Origin of the sequence: Alloyangia pacifica (genome assembly GCF_020524285.1) — a bacterium.
Lineage (GTDB): Bacteria > Pseudomonadota > Alphaproteobacteria > Rhodobacterales > Rhodobacteraceae > Salipiger > Salipiger pacificus_B.
Genome location: NZ_JAIVKX010000004.1, coordinates 191,127 through 208,765 on the forward strand (window position 1 = coordinate 191,127; position 17,639 = coordinate 208,765).

General features: G+C 67.2%; 11 protein-coding genes. 5 read left to right on the forward strand and 6 right to left on the reverse strand.

Annotated elements, in window-relative coordinates; translation table 11 throughout:
- Nucleotides 1-169: 169 nt before the first annotated feature.
- The 5 genes from LC039_RS07285 to LC039_RS07305 form a co-directional block, all read right to left on the reverse strand.
- Nucleotides 170-1,444, reverse strand: a complete 1,275-nt coding sequence (locus LC039_RS07285) for an Hsp70 family protein (RefSeq protein ID WP_264179474.1) — start codon at nt 1,442-1,444, stop codon at nt 170-172.
- Nucleotides 1,445-1,694: 250 nt separating this feature from the next.
- On the reverse strand, nt 1,695-1,991 hold the full coding sequence (gene minE / locus LC039_RS07290) for a cell division topological specificity factor MinE (RefSeq protein ID WP_226622717.1): 297 nt from the start codon (nt 1,989-1,991) through the stop codon (nt 1,695-1,697).
- Complete coding sequence (gene minD, locus LC039_RS07295) at nt 1,988-2,806, reverse strand: septum site-determining protein MinD (protein WP_226622720.1); 819 nt, start codon at nt 2,804-2,806, stop codon at nt 1,988-1,990. The genes minE and minD overlap by 4 nt, the downstream gene beginning before the upstream one ends.
- A 25-nt stretch (nt 2,807-2,831) precedes the next feature.
- Nucleotides 2,832-3,686: a septum site-determining protein MinC gene (minC, locus tag LC039_RS07300; RefSeq protein WP_226622721.1), complete on the reverse strand. Its 855-nt coding sequence runs from the start codon at nt 3,684-3,686 to the stop codon at nt 2,832-2,834.
- A gap of 151 nt (nt 3,687-3,837) precedes the next feature.
- A complete protein-coding gene (locus LC039_RS07305) occupies nt 3,838-5,658 on the reverse strand; it encodes an ABC transporter ATP-binding protein (RefSeq protein ID WP_226622723.1) in 1,821 nt (606 codons plus the stop codon).
- Between the two features lie 237 nt (nt 5,659-5,895).
- On the opposite strand from LC039_RS07305, the gene LC039_RS07310 reads away from it, so the two are divergent.
- From LC039_RS07310 to LC039_RS07320, 3 genes are all read left to right on the forward strand, one after another.
- Complete coding sequence (locus LC039_RS07310; protein ID WP_226622729.1) at nt 5,896-7,605, forward strand: peptide ABC transporter substrate-binding protein; 1,710 nt, start codon at nt 5,896-5,898, stop codon at nt 7,603-7,605.
- A gap of 273 nt (nt 7,606-7,878) precedes the next feature.
- A complete protein-coding gene (locus LC039_RS07315; RefSeq protein ID WP_226622731.1) occupies nt 7,879-8,916 on the forward strand; it encodes an ABC transporter permease in 1,038 nt (345 codons plus the stop codon).
- Nucleotides 8,909-9,889, forward strand: coding sequence for an ABC transporter permease (locus tag LC039_RS07320; RefSeq protein ID WP_226622732.1), 981 nt, complete (start codon nt 8,909-8,911; stop codon nt 9,887-9,889). The genes LC039_RS07315 and LC039_RS07320 overlap by 8 nt, the downstream gene beginning before the upstream one ends.
- A 345-nt stretch (nt 9,890-10,234) precedes the next feature.
- Here LC039_RS07320 and LC039_RS07325 read toward each other — a convergent pair whose 3' ends face one another.
- Nucleotides 10,235-12,772: a penicillin-binding protein 1A gene (locus LC039_RS07325; RefSeq protein WP_226622733.1), complete on the reverse strand. Its 2,538-nt coding sequence runs from the start codon at nt 12,770-12,772 to the stop codon at nt 10,235-10,237.
- 299 nt (nt 12,773-13,071) lie between these two features.
- Here LC039_RS07325 and LC039_RS07330 point away from each other — a divergent pair, with 299 nt between their 5' ends.
- Nucleotides 13,072-14,802 carry a thiamine pyrophosphate-binding protein gene (locus tag LC039_RS07330; RefSeq protein ID WP_226622734.1) on the forward strand — a complete coding sequence of 577 codons (1,731 nt, stop codon included), beginning with the start codon at nt 13,072-13,074 and terminating at the stop codon, nt 14,800-14,802.
- Nucleotides 14,795-17,638 (forward strand): peroxidase family protein, encoded by a 2,844-nt coding sequence (locus LC039_RS07335; RefSeq protein WP_226622735.1) that lies wholly within the window; start codon nt 14,795-14,797, stop codon nt 17,636-17,638. Before LC039_RS07330 ends, LC039_RS07335 begins: the two co-directional genes overlap by 8 nt.
- The last annotated feature ends 1 nt before the right edge of the window (nt 17,639 follow it).

Sequence of the window (17,639 nt, forward strand, 5' to 3'; positions counted from 1 at the left end):
CCGGGAGGTCATGGGGCGTCCTTGGTCTGTCTTCGCGGCAGACCTAAACGCGCCTTGCTTCCGACCACAAGGGGGCGGCGCGGCACGGCCCCGGCATTCGCGCCCGCAAAGGCGCAACTGCACGGTGTTCAGTCTTCGAACTTCAGCCTGCGGTCTTCAGTCTTCGTCTTCAGCCGCGCGCGATGCCCCGGCCCGAGGCCGCCCAGGCCAGCCCGTCGACAACCGCCGTGAACGCCTCGGAGCGGCGCAGCGCGGCGCCAGGACAGACCGCCCGTGCCTCATCCGCCACCAGCGCCATCAGGCTCGAGCCGCCGACCAGCACCACGCTGTCCACCTGCGCCGGCGCGACCTGCGCCAGCATCAGCGTCTCGTAGATCGCCATGCGTAGCGCCTCGCGCGCCTCCGAGAGCGCGGCGTTGAGCGTGCCCGGCGTGACCCGCGCGCCGAGCCCGGGCTCGATCATCGCCATGCCGATCTCGGCCCCCGAGGCGCCGGAGTTGGCCTCGATCTTGCCGCGCTCCACGGCAAAGGCCAGTTCGTGCCCCAGCTCGTCGGTGATCACCGTCTGCAGACGCGCCATCGGCTGCGGCTCGACGGCGTGGCGCAGCATGTCCTCCACCGCCCGCTCGGTGTCGCGGTTGTAGAGGAAGGGAATCTTCGCCCAGGTCGACAGGTCCACGTAGAGCGCGTTCGGCACCGGCAGCAGCCCGTCGCCGAAGTCGCGCCGCAGCTCGCCGCCGAGACCGAGCAGCGGCATGGCGTGGCGCATGGAAACCGCATGGTCGAAATCCGTGCCGCCGAGGCGGATGCCGTGGCTGGCGGTGATGGCGATGCCGTCACCCGCGCTGCGGAACACGGTGAAGTCCGAGGTGCCGCCGCCGATGTCGACGATGAGCCCGATGCCGCCGGTGCCCTCGGCGATGCGGCTCGCGAGCGCCGCCGCCTCCGGCTCGAACATCATCTCGATGCTCTCGAAGCCCGCGGCGAGATAGCAGCCGCGCAGGTCTTCCTCGGCCTTCGCGTCGCGCTCGGCGTCACCGCTGTGGAAATGCACCGGCCGCCCGGAGAGCGCGCGGGTGAACGCCCGCCCCGCCTGCGCCTCGGCCCGGGTCTTCATCTCGACCAGAAACGCCGTGACGATCTCGGCGAGCGTCCGGCGCTTGCCGCCGATCAGCCGCTTCTCGTGAAAGAGCGCGGTGCCGAGCACACTCTTCAGCGCGCGCATGTAGCGCCCCTCATCGCCGGCGATCAGCGCCTCCGAGGCCGCGGCGCCGATGCGCATGCCGCCCTCTTCGGGAAAGAACACCGCGGTGGGCAGGGTCTCGGCCCCGGCCTCGATCTCCAGCAGGCGCACCGCGCCGCCCTCGACGATCCCCGCCGCCGAGTTGGAGGTTCCGAAATCGATCGCCAGACAGTCGCCGGAAATCTCGCCCTTCGCAGCCATGACACGCTCCCCAAGGATGGAAAGACGCCCGGCTACCGAAAACGCGAAACGGGAACAAGCGCAAAACGCCCGCCCCTTCGTCTAGATGAAGATATCCCGGGGAGTCCGCGCAGCGGACGGGGGCAGCGCCCCCGAAACCCTGGCCCGCCGCGCGGGCCGCGCCGATTGACAACGCCCGCACATGGCGGTCAGGCCACAGTCAACGGGCCCGCGCCGTCTACAGCGTGACGGCGGCCTCGCGGCGAGGGGCTCAGCCCTTCGCCGCGGTTTTCTTGTTGGCCTTGGCCGCGTCCTTCTGATCCACCGGCAGCTCGATGTTGATCTCGAGACTGGAGACGTCGCCGATGGAATCCATTCGGATTCCAACGGCATCGTCGCTCACCTGCACGTAACGCTTGATCGCTTCGACGATGTCGCGCTGGAGCATCGGCAGGAAGTCGGCGCTGGGGCCCGACCCGCGCTCATGCGCGAGCAGGATCTGCAGCCGCTCCTTGGCCTGGGTCGAGGACTTGGGCTTGCGGTTGAAGGTGAACCCGAAAAGATTCATGCGCTCCTCCCGAAGAGACGTGACATCAGGCCGGGGACCTTCTCGCCCTCGATCTTCATCGGAAGGTCCTCGCCGTCGAGGCGCGCTACGGCTTCCTCGTAGGCGGTGGCGGCGCGGGACTTCTCGTTGAGGATCACCGGCACGCCGACGTTGGAGGCGCGCAGGACCGCGGGGCTTTCCGGGATCACACCGAGCAGCGGGATCGCGAGGATTTCCAGCACGTCCTCCACCGACATCATCTCGCCGTCGCCCGAGCGGCGCGGGTCGAAGCGGGTGAGCAGCAGGTGGCTCTTGATCTGGTCTTCCTCGCCGCGCTCGGCGCGGGCGGTCTTCGAACTGAGCAGGCCGAGCATGCGGTCGCTGTCGCGCACCGAGGAGACCTCCGGGTTGGTGACCACCACGGCCTCGTCGGCGTAGTACATGGCGAGCTGCGCGCCGCGCTCGATGCCCGCCGGGCTGTCGCAGATGATGTAGTCGAACTCCTCGCGGAGCTCGTTCAGCACCTTCTCGACGCCTTCCTGCGTCAGCGCGTCCTTGTCGCGGGTCTGCGAGGTCGGCAGCACGTAGAGGTTGTCGAGCCGGCGGTCGCGGATCAGCGCCTGGTTCAGCTTGGCATCGCCCTGGATCACGTTGATGAAGTCGAAGACCACGCGGCGCTCGCAGCCCATGATCATGTCGAGGTTGCGCAGACCCACGTCGAAGTCGATCACGACGGTGCGGTGCCCGCGCGAGGCGAGACCGGCGCTGATGGCGGCCGAGGACGTGGTCTTGCCCACGCCACCCTTGCCCGAGGTCACAACGATTACTTTGCTCACTGGCGGCTCCTGTTGAATGCCGAGGTTATCCGAACGGCGCGACGATCAGCCGCTCGTCCTCGAGGTAAATCTGCACCATCTTGTGGCGGACATCGGCGCCGAGGCTGTCCGAGGTCCGGTAAAGTCCGGCGATCGCCAGCAGCTCGGCGTCGAGCGACTGGCAGAAGATCCGGGCGTTCTCATCGCCGTCGATACCGGCGAAGGCGCGGCCGCGCATGCGCCCGTAGACGTGGATGTTGCCGGCGGCGAAAAGCTCGGCACCCGAGCTGACCGGGCCGACCACGGTCAGATCGCCCTTGTCGGCGATCACCGTCTGGCCCGAGCGCACCGGCATGGTGACGATCTTGTTCTCCGGCGCGACCCGCTGCGGGACCGGCGCGGGTTCGGGCGCAGGGTTGGGTTCCGGCGCCGGGGCCGGGGTCTGTGCGGGGGCCGGCTGCGCCTCGGGCATCGGCGGGCGTTCCTGGAACACCCGCTGCGGCCGCTTCTGCTCGGAACTCGGCAATGCCCCGCGCAGCGGCGCATCGCGCCCGCCGGTCACGGAGATCAGCCCCAGCCCCGCCGCAGCGGCGCGCAGCGCCTCGTCCCCGCCCTGCACGCCGAAGACCGCAAGCTCTCGGCGGCGCAGGTCGGCGACCAGTTCGGACAGCGCCTCGGGCGTCACCTCGGCCTGGGATTGTTCAAGGTCGATGATCACCGGCGCGTCGGTGAAGAAGTTCGGAGTCTTCTCCAGCCGATCGGCCAGCATCTCGTAGAACCGGGCATCGGGCGCCGTGCTCAAACGCAGGGCCAGAGCGGTCAGGAACCGCCCCCGGAACTGGAAGGGTTTCAGTGTCGTCCCGACACCATCGATGTTGCCGCTGGCGACGTCTGTCTGCACGCTTGTTCTTAGCCTTCTGCTCTCGGGCCTGGCACAGATTCGTGTCTGTGCTTCGTTGCATCGTGCATAATCATCCCACGTCTGGGGATCCACCTCCAAGCCCTAATTTTCTCGTCATCGGCAGAGAAATGCCGTGACGAGACCACAACCCTTAGTAGCCCGACGCCGAAGTAAGCACGAAATGATCCGGGCCGACCCGCTGATACACGTTGGGCTCCGGCTCGTATCCGACCGGGTGAATTGGCGACGGGATGGGCTTGAAATTGAGGTCCTTCTCGGACTTGCGGCGGCGCGGATCGGCGATCGGAACGGCCGACATCAGCGCCTTGGTATAGGGGTGCTGCGGGTTCTCGAAGACCGCCGCGCGCGGGCCGATCTCGACGATCCGGCCAAGGTACATGACCCCGACCTTGTGGCTCACCCGCTCGACCACCGCCATGTCGTGGCTGATGAAAAGATAGGACAGGCCAAGCTCGGCCTGCAGCTCCATCATCAGGTTGACCACCTGGGCCTGCACCGACACGTCGAGCGCCGACACGGCCTCGTCCGCGACAATCAGCTTGGGGTTGAGCGCAAGGGCGCGGGCGATGGCGATGCGCTGGCGCTGGCCGCCCGACAGCTCGTGCGGGAAGCGGCGCATGAAGCTGCGCGGCAGTTCGACCCGGTCGAAGAGCATGGCGACCCGGTCCATCATGTCCTTGCCCTTGTGCGAGCCGAAATTGCGCATCGGCTCGGCCACCTGGTCAGCGAGGTTCATCTGCGGGTTCAGCGAGGCGAAGGGATCCTGAAAGATCATCTGCATCTCGCGGCGCTCATCGCGCAGCATGTTCGGCCCCAGCCCCATCACGTCGACGCCGTCGAGCACCACCCTGCCCTTCTGCGGCTCCACGAGGCGCAGGATCGAGCGCCCGCAGGTGGACTTGCCGCAGCCGGACTCGCCGACGAGGCTGAGGGTCTGGCCCTTGTTGACGGTGAAGCTGACGTCCTCGACCGCGTGCACATTCGACACGGTCTGGCGGAAGAAGCCGCCCTTCACCGGGAACCGCGTGGTCAGCCCCTCGACCTGCAGCAGCGGCTGGTCGGTGCCGGGGATCGGCTTGATCTCGTCCTGCTCGCGCCCCAGCAGGCGCATCGGTTCGGGCAGCGCCTTGCCGCGCATCTCGCCGAGCTTCGGCACCGCGGCGAGCAGCGCCTGGGTGTAGGGGTGCTGAGGACGCTCGAAGATCTCCTCGACGGAGCCCTCCTCGACCTTCTTGCCGCGGAACATCACCACCACGCGGTCGGCCATCTGCGCCACCACCGCCATGTCGTGGGTGATGAACATCACCGAGGTGCCGGTCTCGCGCTTGAGCCGGTCCATCAGCGCGAGGATCTCGGCCTGGATGGTCACGTCGAGCGCGGTGGTCGGCTCGTCGGCGATCAGCAGCCGCGGCTTGCAGGCCATCGCCATGGCGATCACCACGCGCTGCCGCATGCCGCCGGACAGCTCGTGCGGATATTGCTTCAGCCGCCGCTCGGGCTCGGGGATGCGGACCTGCTGCATCAGCTCGAGGGCACGGGCCTGCGCCTCTTCCTTGGTCATGCCGCGGTGCACGCGCAGCCCCTCGGTGAGCTGCCGCTCGACGGTGAAGACGGGGTTGAGCGCGGTCATCGGCTCCTGGAAGATCATCCCGATCTCGTTGCCCCGGATGTCGCGCATGACGTCCTGGGAGGCCTTCGCCAGATCCGTCTCGCCACCGTCCTTGCGATCAAAAATTAGGCGGCCCTTGGCAATCTCACCGCCGCCGAACTCGATCAGGCGCATCAGAGAGAGCGAACTGACCGACTTGCCGGACCCGGATTCCCCCACGACGCAGACGGTTTCGCCCGGTCCGATATCGAAGCTCACGTCCTCGACACCCGCGACAGGGCCGTCTTTTGTCTCGAATTCTACGCGCAGGCTCTCGATCCGCGCGATGGGGTTGTCCAGCATTTCGGCCTCTCCGTCTGTATCAGTGCAAACGCTAAAGGCAGCTTGCTCAAACTGTCAAACCCAAGCGCCACCTGACCCAAAGGCAATGCTTGCATTTTGCGCGTGTTCTGCTTCGATGGCCCGCAAGCGGGATGAGAGTGATCTTAATGTCTGGCTCCAAGAGGCCGGATAGACTTCATTTTCCGCTGATACAAAGAAGAGACCAACCGGTCTTAGGTCGATAACAGGGAGTGACCTATGAAAATGAAAACCCTTCTGCTCGGGGCCGCAGCCAGCTTTGCGCTGGCCCCCGCCGCTGCCATGGCGGAGCGCGGCTCGGACGGGCACGTGAACATCATCTACTGGCAGGCGCCGTCGATCATGACGCCCTATCTGTCGAGCGGTACCAAGGACATCGAAGCCTCCTCGCTCGTGCTCGAGCCCCTCGGCCGCTACACCGAGACCGGCGCGCTGGTGCCCTTCCTGGCCGAAGAGATTCCCACCGTCGAGAACGGCGGCGTGTCCGAGGACCTGAAGTCGATCACCTGGAAGCTGAAAGAGGGCCTGCTGTGGTCCGACGGTTCGCCGGTGACCTCGGCCGACGTCAAGTTCACCGCCGACTACTGCATGAACCCCGAGGGCGGCTGCGCGCAACTGGCCAAGTTCGACCACATCGCCTCGATCGACACCCCTGACGATCTGACCGTCGTGGTGAACTTCGACGAGGCCATGCCGAACCCCTACGGCCCCTTCATGGGTGGCCAGTCCCCGATTCTGCAGAAGGCGCAGTTCGAAAACTGCGTGGGCGCCGCGGCGTCGACCTGCACCGAGGCCAACTTCAACCCGATCGGCACCGGCCCCTTCGTGGTCGACGAGTTCAAGCCGAACGACGTGATCTCGCTCTCGGCGAACCCCAACTACCGTGACCCGGCGAAGCCCGCCTTCGCGACCGCCACGCTGAAAGGCGGCGGCGATGCGGAATCCGCGGCCCGCGCGGTTCTGCAGACCGGCGAGTTCGACTACGCCTGGAACCTGCAGCTGGCGCCCGACGTCCTTGCCTCCATGGCAGAAGGCGGTCAGGGCACCCCGGTCTCGGCCTTCGGCACCCTGGTTGAACGCCTCGAGATGAACATGACGGATCCCTCGCCGAACCTGCCCGAGGGCGAGCGCGCCACCGTGGCGCATCCGCACCCGATCCTGTCCGATTTCAACGTCCGCAAGGCCCTGTCGATGGCCATCGACCGTCCGCTGCTGACCGAGATCGGCTACGGCCAGGCCGGCCGTCCGACCTGTAACCTCGTGCCCGCGCCCGAGCTCTACGCCTCGGACAACACCGAGTGTCTGACCCAGGACCTCGAAGGCGCCAAGGCGCTGCTCGAGGAAGCCGGCTGGACCGACAGCGACGGTGACGGCATCCGCGAGAAGGACGGCGTGAAGCTGAGCCTGCTCTACCAGACCTCGACCAACGCCGTCCGCCAGGACTTCCAGGCGCTGATCAAGGATTGGTGGCGCCAGATCGGCGTCGAGACCGAACTGCGCAACGTCGACGCCTCGGTGTTCTTCGGCGGTGACCCGGGTTCGCCCGACACCTTCCAGAAGTTCTACGCGGACGTCGAGATGTACGCGAACAACTTCGACGGCACCGACCCGCAGTCCTATCTGCAGATGTACCGCTGCGGCAACGAGCCGAAGCCGTCCTCGCAGTGGCAGGGTGAGAACATCAACCGCTTCTGCAACGAAGAGTACGACGCGCTCCTCGACGAGCTTGCCAAGACCGGCGAGCTGAGCAAGCGCGGCGAGATCGCCAAGAAGCTGAACGACATCATTACCAAGGAAACGATGACCATCGTTCCGCTGGTCGACCGTGGTCGTGTCTCGGCGCATTCCAACACGCTCGGCGGTGTCATCCTGAACACCTGGGACAGCGAACTGTGGAACGCGGCCGACTGGTACCGCATCGAAGGCTGATCCTGTGACACGCACGCCCCCGCCCGACGCGGGGGCGTGCCCCTTTTCGGAAGGTCTGCCCGTGACCTCACCTCTCCGGAACCCCGACCTCGGCCCGCGCGGCCGGTCTCCCGCCCCGGCCACCGCCGCTTCCCGGCGACAGCCGGCGCCGCAGCACGGGCCCAACACCAAAGACACGGAATACATGACGCACACAGCCCGTATCCCCGCGCCGTGCCGGCCGCTGCCCCTGCAGCCGCAGCGCCGCCGCTCCCCCGCCCGCGAGGTCCGCCCATGCTAACCTATGCGATCCGCCGCCTCGTCCTTTCGATTCCGACGCTGCTGTTCATCAGCTTCGTGATCTTCATGCTGCTGCAGCTCGCGCCGGGCGATCCCATGGCGCAGGTGCCGCTGACCGTGCCGCCCGAGGTGAAGCAGAAGATGCGCGAGGCGCTCGGCGTCGGCGAGCCCGCCCTGGTGCAATACTGGAAATGGCTGGTGCAGGTCTTCTGGACCGAACCCAAGATCTTCATCGACTGGCTGACCAACGACAGCTTCCTGCTCGGCTGGCTGCCCGACACGCATCTCTACAACGGCGAGCTGCGGGTGATCTCGTGGCAGACCCGCTCGCCGGTGATGGACATCGTGCTGCAGCGTATCCCGCAGACCCTCTGGGTCGTCGGCCTGAGCTACATCGTGGGCGTGCTGATCGCCCTGCCCATCGGCATCTACTCGGCCTACCGGCAGTACTCGGTCTTCGACCAGGCCGGCACCTTCATCACCATGGTCGGCTTCTCGATCCCGCCGTTCTTCACCGGCCCGCTGCTGATCGTGATCTTCTCGGTCTACCTCGGCTGGTTCCCGTCGATCTACGACACCACCCACGTGGTGAATGACTGGGAGAGCTTCAAGTTCCAGCTGATGCAGATGATCATGCCGGTCATGGTGCTGGCGCTGCAGACCACGGCGCAGCTGTCGCGCTACATGCGCGCCTCGATGCTCGACAACCTCAACCAGGACTACGTGCGCACCGCCCGTGCCAAGGGCCTGTCGGAAGCCGTGGTTGTGATGATCCACGTGCTGCGCAACTCGATGATCCCGGTGATCACCGTGATCGCGCTCGGCGTGCCGGCGATCTTCGGCGGCGCGATCATCACCGAGAACGTGTTCAAGGTGAACGGCATCGGCCAGCTTCTGATCACCGCGCTCTTCGCCAACGACCTGCCGATGGTGATGACGCTGACCTTCATCTTTGCCGTGCTGATCGTGGCCTTCAACCTGATCGCCGACATCCTCTATGGCCTTCTCGACCCGAGGATCCGCTATGACTGAGCCCGTTCCCGCCTCCCCCGCCCCGATCGAGGCCCTGCGCGACAAGGGCCCCGACAAGCCGCCGCGCTCCAAGTGGAAGGATGTCTGGGCGCAGTTCCGCAAGCACAAGGGTGCCATGGTCGGGGCCTTCTTCCTGATCTTCATCACCCTCGGCGTGCTCATCGGTCCCTACATCTGGACGCTCGATCCGCAGGCGCTGGACATCCGCGCCAAGGACATGCGGCCGGTCTACACCGCGCTCTGGGACAGCACGGCCAAGACCGGCTGGGCGCACCCGCTGGGCTCGGACCAGCTCGGGCGTGACAACCTCGCGCAGCTGATCGCCGGCGGGCGGGCCTCGATGGCCGTGGGCTGGGCGGCGATGATCCTGTCGCTGGTGATCGGCGCCGGCATCGGCGTTCTGGCGGGCTACTTCAAGAAGCTCGACGGGCCGCTGATGCGTCTCACGGACCTGTTCCTGAGCCTCCCGATCCTGCCGCTGCTGCTGGTCGCGGTGACGCTGTTCCGCCAGCCGCTGCGCGCCAACTTCGGCCCCGAGGGCGGCATGTTCATCCTCATCGTCACCGTGGTCGGCATCACCTCGTGGATGCCCACGGCGCGCATCGTGCGCGGCGACGTGCTGGCGCTGAAGGAACGCGAGTTCGTGCTGGCGGCGCGCTCGATCGGCACCAAGCCGTTCCAGATCATCAAGCGCCACCTGCTGCCCAACGTGCTCTCGCCGATCATGGTCTCGGCGACGCTGGGCCTCGCCACGGCGATCATCACCGAGAGCGCCCTGTCGTTCCTCGGCGTGGGCTTCCCGTCGGACTTCCCGACCTGGGGCAAGATGCTGGCCGACGCGGTGGCGCGGATGGAGGACTTCCCCGAGCGGGTGATCCTGCCCGGCATCGCGATCTCGCTCACCGTGCTCGGCGTGAACTACCTCGGCGACGGCCTGCGCGACGCGCTCGACCCGCGCATCCGCGGCCGCTGAGCGGCACGCCAGCGGGGTCCGCCATCTGGGGCGGGAGGCATCGGCCTCCCGCCCTTTTTCTTGCGCACTCCGCCTGCGCCCATCGCTGTGCAGGCGGCGCTGCCGGAGGTGCGTATTTGGAAAGAGAAGAAGACCCGGGAGCCCCAAGGCCGCGCGCGGTCCCTTCTTCTCTTTGAAAATACGCCGGGGTGAATTGGCCAACGGGACGCCAAGGTGCGCCACCGGTCCAAGCGCCGATGGCGACGAGGGGCGGCGCCCCTCCGCCCCTCGCCACAGAGCCTTCGCAAAAGAAAAGGCGGAGGGTTTCCCCTCCGCCTCGTCGATCTCACTAACCCGTAGCGCCGCTCAATAGAGCCCGCCCGAGCTGAGTGTGCCGAAGGAGGCCTTCGGACCCACCGTCGCCTTGCGCCCGGTGGAGGTGGTGACCTCGCGCGGGCGGGTCGAGCCGTCGGGCTGGATCATGTCGAAGTTGCCCGACATCGCCCAGCCGCCGTCGAGCTGCACGCCGAAGAGCGGCTCCTCGCCCGAGCGGAAGCATTCCGCAACGACGTTCGGACCCGTGGCGTCCGGCCCCAGCCGCGCGCCGGTGAAGCGGTCCATGTTGAGGAAGTTGCACGCGGGCGGCACCTTGAACTGGCCGCCGCCGTATTTCTCGACCGCCTTGAGCATGAACCGGTTGAACACCGGTCCGCACATGCCGCCGCCCGAAGCGCCCCGGCCCAGCGGCCGCGGCGTGTCGTAGCCGATGTAGCAGCCCGCCACGATGTTCGAGGTGAAGCCAAGGAACCACACGTCCTTGGCATCGTTGGTGGTGCCGGTCTTGCCGGCGGTGGGCACCGGCAGGTTCACCGTCCGCGAGGCGGTGCCGCGTTCGACCACGCCGCGCATCATCGAGGTGAGCTGGTAGGCGGTGACGCCATCCATGATCCGGTCGCGGTTGTTGCGGATGTCGGGGCCCCGGCCTGGCGGCAGGTTCGGATCGGCGCAATCGAGGCAGGTGCGCTCGTTGCCCTTTTCGTACTCGTGGTTGTAGACGGTGCGGCCGTAGCGGTCCTGCACCCGGTCGACCAGCGTCGGCTCGACCCGTTCACCGCCGTTGGCGAACATCGCGTAGGCCGAGATCATCTTGTAGAGCGTGGTCTCGTCGGCGCCGAGCGCATTGGCCAGCACCCGCCCCATGTGATCGTAGACGCCGAATTTCTCGGCGTAGCGCGCCACCGTGTCCATGCCGATCTCCTGCGCGAGGCGGATGGTCATCAGGTTGCGCGACTGCTCGATCCCGGTGCGCAGCGGCGTCGGGCCGTAGTAGGTGTTCGAGGCGTTCTTCGGGCGCCACACGCCCTGCGGCGTGTTGATCTCGATCGGGGCGTCGATGATGATCGTCGAAGGCGAGAAGCCCGAGTCCAGCGCCGACGCGTAGACGAAGGGCTTGAAGCTGGAACCCGGCTGGCGCAGCGCCTGGGTGGCACGGTTGAACACCGAGTTCTGGTAGCTGAAGCCGCCCTGCATGGCGATCACCCGGCCGGTGTTCACATCCATCGCCATGAAGGCGCCCTGCACGCGCGGCACCTGGCGCAGCGTCCAGCGGATGAAGTCGCCGGTCTGATCCTCGGTCATGGCGCGCACGTGCACCACGTCGCCGCGCGCGAAGTTGTCGCGGAAGCTGCCCGAGATCCAGCTGATGTCATTGCGCGGCACCACCGTGGGGCGCTCTGCGGTGTCCTCGACGCCTTCGATGCCGAGCCGCATCTGCTGGTCGCCGACCTCGAGCACCACCGCCGGGTACCATTGGCTGTCGAGGTCGATGTCGCGCGCCACGGCCACGGAGGCCAGCGCGTCGCGCCAGGCCTGTTCCGAGCCGAGCTGCTCTTCGGGGATGGTCTTGCCGGTGCCGCGCCAGCGGCCCAGGCTGCGGTCGTAGTCCTCGAGCGCGGTGCGCAGCGACTTGGCCGCCTCGACCTGCATCTCGGGGTCCAGCGTCGCGCGCACCGACAGGCCGCCCGAGAAGAACTCGCCCTCGCCGAACTGGTCGGTGAGCTGGCGGCGGATCTCGTCGGTGAAATAGTCGCGCGGCGGCAGCGCGTCCTGGTACGGCGGGTAATCCCCGTTCTGCACCGATTTCAGCGGCTGCGCGACGCTGTACTCGAAGGTCGCCTCGTCGATGTAGCCGTTCTCGAGCATCTCGCGCAGCACGTAGTTGCGGCGCTGGGTGACCCGCTCCTTGGCGCGCACCGGGTGATAGCGGCCCGGCGCCTGCGGCATCGAGGCCAGCATTGCGGCTTCGTGCGGCTCGAGCTCCGTGAGGGTCTTGTTGAAATAGGTCTGCGCCGCGGCGGTCACCCCGTAGGAGTTCTGGCCGAGAAAGATCTCGTTCAGGTAGAGCTCGAGGATTTTGTCCTTGCTCAGCGTTTCCTCGAGCCGCGAGGCAAGGATGATCTCCTTGATCTTGCGCTCGATCTTGCGGTCGCCCGACAACAGGAAGTTCTTCATCACCTGCTGGGTGATGGTCGAGGCGCCGCGCACCTCGCGGCCGCGCGTGCGCACTGCCTCGACCACGGCGGCGGCGATGCCGCGCACGTCGTAGCCGTGGTGCTCGTAGAAGTTCTTGTCCTCGGCCGAGATGAAGGCCTGCTTCACCATGTCGGGGATCTGGTCCGCCGGGGTGAACAGCCGCCGCTCCTGGGCGAACTCGTCGATGACCTGGCCTTCTTGCGAGTAGATGCGGCTGATCGTCGGCGGGGTGTATTGTGCCAGGCTCTCGTGGCTCGGCAGGTCGCGGCCATAGATCCAGAACACCGCGCCGATGGACAGCGCGATCGCCATCAGCCCGAGGGTGATGACGCTGAAGATGGCTCCGAAGAAGGAGAAGATGAACCTGATCACGAGCAATGCCTCTCTGGATTGCAGCCCCATTATACTGCGAGGGGCTTCAGGTCAAAACACATAGGTGCCAAGAGCCGGAGACAAGCGCCAGGCTGCCTTTGGGCAGCAAACTGCGGTCGCACAGGCGGGGTGCTGGCGGGCTGCGGGCGGGGTGGCGGAATACCTTACACCTCTCGCGATGGATTTTTTCGCCAATTCGCGCTAGGGTGGTGAGGATTTTAGACGAATTGATTGCACTGCTCACCGGCTTCGCGCCGGGAGACCTTGTCTTGTTGCTCTGCCGTTCCGCGGGGGGTCCGATGCGTGTTTATGAAGCCATTGTCGAGGCACTCGAAGATATCGGGGTCGACGCGGCCTTTGGCGGTGCCGGAGAGAATGCCGCTGGCCTCATGCTGGCGCTGGACGCCTCGAAGACCATCCGCCCCATCCTGGCCAAGAACGAGCAGGCGGCGGCCTTCATGGCCTGCGGCTACGCGATGTTCTCCGACCGGCTGGGCGTGTGTTTCGCCACCGCCGGTCCCGGGGCGTTCAACCTGATTTCCGGGCTCTGCGTGGCGCTGACCGACAGCTATCCCCTGCTGGCGATCAGCGGCTATTCCACAGTGGCCTGGGAGGGACGCGGCGGGCTCAACGAGACCTCGGGCCGCGCCCGCACGCCCAATTCGCACATGATGTTCGACGCCTGCTGCAAGACCGATCCGGGCACCGGCAAGCCCGCCAACTACCTGGTGACCGATCCCGCCAAGCTGATCGACACGCTGGAGCACGCCGTGCGCGTCGCCTTCGAGGGGCGTCCGGGCCCGGTGCACCTCGCCATCGCCGAGGACATCACCGCGCGCAGCGTCACGGTGCCGAACTTCCGCCGCCTCGAGGTGCGCCCCGATCCGGTGCCGCCCGACCCGGCGCAGCTCGAGGCCGCTGGGAACCTGCTCGAAGATGCGCTGGAACGCGGCGACAGGGTCTGCGTGCTGGCGGGCTTCGGGGCGATCCGCGCGGGGGCCGGCGATGCGCTGCGCCGCTTCATCGAGCGCTTCGAGCTGCCTTTGCTGACCACGATGGACGGCAAGGGCATCGTCGACGAGCAGCACCGCCTGGCCATCGGCATCTTCTGCGACAGCGGCCACAAGGCGGCGCGCGATATCTGGGAGGACAGCGACCTGGTGCTCGCCATCGGCAATTCCTTTGCCCAGCACGCGACCTTCGACTTCAACGAGGAGCTCTTCGAGGGCAAGCAGCTCATCCATGTCAACATCGACCCCGGCGAGATCGACAAGGTCTACCGGGTGGATGCGGGCGTGGTCGCCGATGCGAAACTGGCCATCACGGCGCTGCACGCGCGGCTCGACAAGAACGTCGGCCCCCGCCCGGAGATCGACTACCGGCCCAAGGACTACGACGAGCGCTTCGTCATAGGTCTGCACAAGGGGCTGCACCCGGGGCGCATGGTGCAGGCGATCTCGCGCAACCTGCCGCCGCGCGGCGTGGTGTTGACCGACGCCGGGGCGCATGCCGCCTGGTGCGGCTACTACCTCGAGATGCGGGACGGTCAGAACTTCCGCAAGCCGGGCACCTACGGGCCGATGGGCATCGGCGTCTGCGGCGCGCTGGGGGTGAAGTTCGGCGATCCCTCGCGCCCGGTGGTCGCCGCGGTGGGCGACGGCAGCTACCTGATGATGGGCTTCGAGCTGATGACCGCCGTCGCCCATGACATCCCGGTGGTCTGGGTGATCTTCAACGACGGCGAGTTCAAGCTGATCAAGCTCTACCAGCTCTCGGCGTTCTTCGACACGGCGCTGACGGAGTTCGAGAACCCCGACTGGGTGGCCTACGCCCATGCCTGCGGCGCCGAGGGCTACCGCGCCGACGACGAGGACGAATTCGAGGAGGCATTCCGCAGGGCCATCGCCTCCGGCAAGCCGACGCTGATCGACGCGCGGATCACCCGGCTCGCCCTGCCCCACTACAGCCCGGACCCCGAGGGCATCCTCTCGGCGCTCTGGAACGGCATAAGGGAGAGGATCGGTGTCTGACGGAGGAGATGGCGGCCTGCAGGCCGGAACCGCGAAGTGGAAGGAAACCTACCGCGGCGGCTCGCCCGAGGCGGAGCGGGCGGAGTTCGTGGCATTGACCGACCTGATGCTCGACGCGCAGCTCAAGTCGCGCAAGGCGGCCAAGGCGCGGCGCGTCGACCGCGCCTTCCATGCCAAGTCGATCGCCGCCTTCTCCGGCGCGACCCTGCGCTTTGCCGACACGCTGCCCGACGAGCTGCGCGTCGGCTTCGCCCAGCCTGGCGCCAGCTATCCGGCCAGCGTGCGCTTCTCCAACGCCGCCTCTGTCCCCAAGTCCGACGAGGAGAAGGACCTGCGCGGCCTTGCGGTGCGGGTGAGCGTTGCGGACGACGAGCAGCACGACCTGCTGGCCACCAACTGGCCGGTGCCGCACGCCCGCGACGCGCATCAGTTCGTGCATTTCGCCCACGCCGTCTCGGGCGGCACCCTGTCAAAGGCCTTGGGGCTGGCGGGGCTCTGCCGCAGACTCGGGCTCGGCGAGGTCCGGCGGATGCTGGCCAACGTGCGCGAGGCACTGCGCACCTGCGACAGCGTGGCGCTGGAAAGCTACTGGAGCCGCGGCGCCATCCGTTGGGGGAACGAGGCCGTGCGCTATGCCTTCAAGTCCGCGCGCGGCACGCCCGGCGCCTTTCCCGCCACCGGGGCGGCGCGGCTTTCCAGCGAGTTCGCGCAGCGCATTGCCGCGGCGGATGTCACCTTCGAGCTCTACGTGCAGCGCTTCGTCAGCGAGCACCTCACCCCCATCGAAAACGCCGCGCAGGAATGGGCGGAGCGCGACAGCCCGGCCATTCTCGTCGCCACGCTCATCCTGCCGAGGCGCGACCTCACCAGCCCGGACGCGATCGCCGAGCAGCGGGCGCTGGACGACGGCGGCTTCAACCCCTGGAACACCACCGAGGACTTCCGCCCGCTCGGCCACCTCAACCGCGCGCGCAAGGCGGTCTACGACGGCTCGCTGCATCATCGCACGGCGCTGCGCTGGCGCGCCGAGCGTCCGCCGCTGCAGAACCGGGTTTTCGGCAGCGGCGCCCGCTGGGCGCTGCGGCAGGCCAACACGCGCGTGCCCTGGCACCGCATGCCGCTGCTTGTGAGCCTGCTGAACCTCGACGCGCTGCGCCACGACCTGCGGGTGAAGAACCTGATCGACACCGAGCCGCGCGAGGCCCCGCCCAGCGCCCGCTCCCTGCCCCCGGCGAGCCCGCCGGAAGAGCTGTCGTTCCGCACCTACGACGGGCGCGCCAACGACCTCAGCGATCCGCAGATGGGCGCGGTGGGCGCCGCCTTCGGGCGCAACATGCCGCTCGAGACCATCCCGCCCGACGAGCCCAATGCCGTCACCGTCTGCCGCGAGCTGATGGACCGCAAGACCTTCATCCCGGCGCGCACGCTCAACATCCTCGCCGCGGCGTGGATCCAGTTCCAGGTCCACGACTGGGTGGCACACCAGCGCCGCAAGCTGGGCGAGCAGGACCTCGTGGTGCCGATCCCCGGCAAGTATCCCGACTGGACCTCGCGTCCCGGTGGCGAGATGGGCCGCGAGATGCGCATCTCGGGCAATGTCCCCCACCCGCGCGCGACCGACCCTTGGGTCTTTGCCAATACCACCTCGCACTGGTGGGACGGCTCGGAGGTCTATGGCGCGGACAGCGCGCGCGCCCGCTCGCTGCGCGACGGCGCGAAGATCCGGCTCAACGATGCGGGCTACCTGCCCGAGGGCGTCGATGGCATGTCGATGACCGGCTTCAACGAGAGCTGGTGGATGGGACTGTCGGTCATGCACACGCTCTTCGCCCGCGAACACAACGTGCTGGTGGACGAGCTGCGCCGCGCCTACCCGCATTGGGACGACGAGCGGCTCTACCAGACCGCCCGGCTGATCGTCTCAGCGCTGATCGCCAAGATCCACACCGTCGAATGGACCCCGGCGATCCTCGGCACCGAGGCGCTGGACATCGGCATGAAGACCAACTGGTACGGCCCACCGTCTGGCGATTGGCTGACCAGGCTCGGCATCTGGCTGACCGACGTGCATGCGCTCAAGGGCATTCCCAAGACCATGCCCGACCACCACGCCGCGCCCTACTCGCTAACCGAGGAGTTCGCCACGGTCTACCGCATGCACCCGCTGATCCCGGACGACTACATCTTTTACGACTACGCCACCGGCAAGGAGAGGCAGCGCAAGGGGTTCCTCGACATCCAGGGCGCACAGGCCGACAACGAGATGCGCGACATCGGCATGCGCGATGCGCTCTATTCCTTCGGCACCGCCCATCCCGGCGCGATCACCCTGCACAACTTCCCGAGATCGCTGCAGCATTTCGAGCGCGAGGGCGAGGTGATCGATCTCTCGGTGGTCGATATCATGCGCACCCGCGTGCGCCGGGTGCCGCGCTACAACGGCTTCCGTCGCGGGCTGCATATGCCAGAGATCAAGTCCTGGGACGATCTCACGCCCGATCCCGGCACGAACCGCCTGTGCCGCGAGATCTATGGCAAGCTCGACAATGTCGACACCGTGGTCGGGCTGCTGGGCGAGGCGCCGCCCACCGGCTTCGGCTTTTCGGACACGGCCTTCCGCATCTTCATCCTGATGGCCTCGCGCCGGTTGCAGTCGGATCGCTTTCTCACGGTGGACTTCCGCCCCGAGATCTATTCGCCGCTCGGCATGGACTGGATCGCGCGCAATTCCATGACCAGCGTGATCCTGCGCCATTGCCCCGAACTGGGACCGGTGCTGCCACGCGATGCCACCGCTTTTGCACCCTGGCGGACCGTGCCGGGAATGGGAGGCTGAG

Bases quoted from the DNA above. Each gene is read 5' to 3' on its own strand.
- LC039_RS07305 (WP_226622723.1), bottom strand. From the start codon at position 5,658: ATGCTGGACAACCCCATCGCGCGGATCGAGAGCCTGCGCGTAGAATTC.
- LC039_RS07315 (WP_226622731.1), top strand. From the start codon at position 7,879: ATGCTAACCTATGCGATCCGCCGCCTCGTCCTTTCGATTCCGACGCTG.
- LC039_RS07320 (WP_226622732.1), top strand. From the start codon at position 8,909: ATGACTGAGCCCGTTCCCGCCTCCCCCGCCCCGATCGAGGCCCTGCGC.
- LC039_RS07330 (WP_226622734.1), top strand. From the start codon at position 13,072: ATGCGTGTTTATGAAGCCATTGTCGAGGCACTCGAAGATATCGGGGTC.
- minE (WP_226622717.1), bottom strand. From the start codon at position 1,991: ATGAATCTTTTCGGGTTCACCTTCAACCGCAAGCCCAAGTCCTCGACC.
- LC039_RS07285 (WP_264179474.1), bottom strand. From the start codon at position 1,444: ATGGCTGCGAAGGGCGAGATTTCCGGCGACTGTCTGGCGATCGATTTC.
- LC039_RS07310 (WP_226622729.1), top strand. From the start codon at position 5,896: ATGAAAATGAAAACCCTTCTGCTCGGGGCCGCAGCCAGCTTTGCGCTG.